Genomic DNA, 2,126 nt, shown 5'->3' with positions numbered 1-2,126 from the left:
AAAATCAATTAAAAGGAGAAAACATGAAAAAATCCCTCTTGCTCTCTCTTTCTCTCATAGCTTCATTATCAAGGGCTGAAGATGACGGATTTTATATGAGTGTGGGCTATCAAATCGGTGAAGCGGTTCAAAAAGTGAAAAACACTGGAGCATTGCAAAATCTTGCGGACAGATACGATAACTTAAACAACCTTTTAAACCAATACAATTACTTAAATTCCTTAGTCAATCTAGCTAGCACACCGAGTGCGATTACCGGTGCGATTGATAATTTAAGCTCAAGCGCCATTAACCTCACTAGCGCTACCACCACTTCCCCCGCCTATCAAGCTGTGGCTTTAGCGCTCAATGCCGCTGTGGGCATGTGGCAAGTCATAGCCCTTTTTATTGGCTGCGGCCCTGGCCCTACCAACAATCAAAGCTACCAATCGTTTGGTAACACACCAGCTCTTAATGGGACAACCACCACTTGCAATCAAGCGTATGGGACAGGCCCTAATGGCATTCTATCCATTGACGAATACCAAAAACTCAACCAAGCTTATCAAATTATCCAAACCGCTTTAAACCAAAACCAAGGAGGCGGAATGCCTGCCTTGAATGACACCACCAAAACAGGGGTAGTCAACATACAACAAACCAATTATAGAACCACTACACAAAACAATATCATAGAGCATTATTATACAGAGAATGGGAAAGAGATCCCAACCTCTTATTCAGGCGGAGCATCATTCTCGCCTACAATACAATTGAAATACAACAATAACGCTGAATACCTTTTGCAACAAGCCGCCACTATCATGCAAGTCCTTATTACTCAAAACCCCCATGTGCAAACGAGCAATGGCGGTAAAGCGTGGGGGTTGAGTTCTACGCCTGGGAATGTAGTGGATATTTTTGGCCCTTCTTTTAACGCTATTAACGAGATGATTAAAAACGCTCAAGCCGTTTTAGAAAAGACTAAACAGCTTAACGCTAATGAAAACACCCAAATCACACAACCAGACAATTTCAACCCCTACACTTCCAAAGACAAAAGCTTCGCTCAAGAAATGCTCAACAGAGCGAACGCTCAAGCAGAGATTTTAAATTTAGCCCAACAAGTTGCAAACAATTTCCACAGCATTCAAGGGCCTATCCAAGGGGATTTGGAAGAATGCAAAGCAGGATCGGCTGGTGTGATCACCAATAACACTTGGGGTTCAGGCTGCGCGTTTGTGAAAGAAACTCTCAATTCTTTAGAGCAACACACCGCTTATTACGGCAACCAGGTCAATCAGGATAAGGCTTTATCTCAAACCATTTTGAATTTTAAAGAAGCCCTTAACACCCTGAATAAAGACTCAACAGCGATTAATAATGGTATCTCTCACTTGCCTAACGCTAAATCTCTCCAAAACATGACGCATTCCACTCAAAACCCTAATTCCCCAGAAGGGTTACTCACTTATTCTTTGGATACTAACAAATACAACCAGCTCCAAGCCATCAGGCAAGAATTAGGCAAAAACCCTTTCAGGCGCTTTGGCGTGATTGACTATCAAAACAATAACGGGGCGATGAACGGGATCGGCGTGCAAGTGGGTTACAAACAATTCTTTGGCAAAAAAAGAAATTGGGGGTTAAGGTATTATGGTTTCTTTGATTACAACCATGCTTATATCAAATCTAATTTTTTTAACTCCGCTTCTGATGTGTGGACTTATGGGGTGGGTATGGACGCTCTTTATAACTTCATTAACGATAAAAACACCAACTTTTTAGGCAAAAATAACAAGCTTTCTGTGGGGCTTTTTGGAGGCTTTGCGCTAGCTGGGACTTCGTGGCTTAATTCCCAACAAGTGAATTTGACCATGATGAATGGCATTTATAACGCTAATGTCAGCACTTCTAATTTCCAATTTTTGTTTGATTTAGGCTTGAGAATGAACCTCGCTAGGCCTAAGAAAAAAGACAGCGATCATGCCGCTCAGCATGGCATTGAACTAGGTTTTAAAATCCCCACGATCAACACAAGCTACTATTCTTTCATGGGCGCTAAACTAGAATACAGAAGGATGTATAGCCTTTTCCTCAATTATGTGTTTGCTTACTAGGTGGCGCAAACTCTCTTTTTAAGGGGG

At 41.8% G+C, this 2,126-nt stretch carries 1 protein-coding gene; it reads left to right on the top strand.

What is annotated here, in order from left to right:
* Positions 1-23: 23 nt before the first annotated feature.
* Positions 24-2,099 (top strand): Hop family outer membrane protein HopM/HopN, encoded by a 2,076-nt coding sequence (gene hopM / locus FIM66_RS07960; RefSeq protein WP_140600362.1) that lies wholly within the window; start codon positions 24-26, stop codon positions 2,097-2,099.
* Positions 2,100-2,126: the final 27 nt, after the last annotated feature.

Source organism: Helicobacter pylori, assembly GCF_006439795.1.
Classification (GTDB): Bacteria; Campylobacterota; Campylobacteria; order Campylobacterales; family Helicobacteraceae; genus Helicobacter; species Helicobacter pylori_CR.
This window is presented reverse-complemented; position numbering and strand designations above follow the sequence as displayed.

Excerpts from the sequence above, each read along its gene's own strand:
- hopM (WP_140600362.1), top strand. The coding sequence starts at position 24 with ATGAAAAAATCCCTCTTGCTCTCTCTTTCTCTCATAGCTTCATTATCA.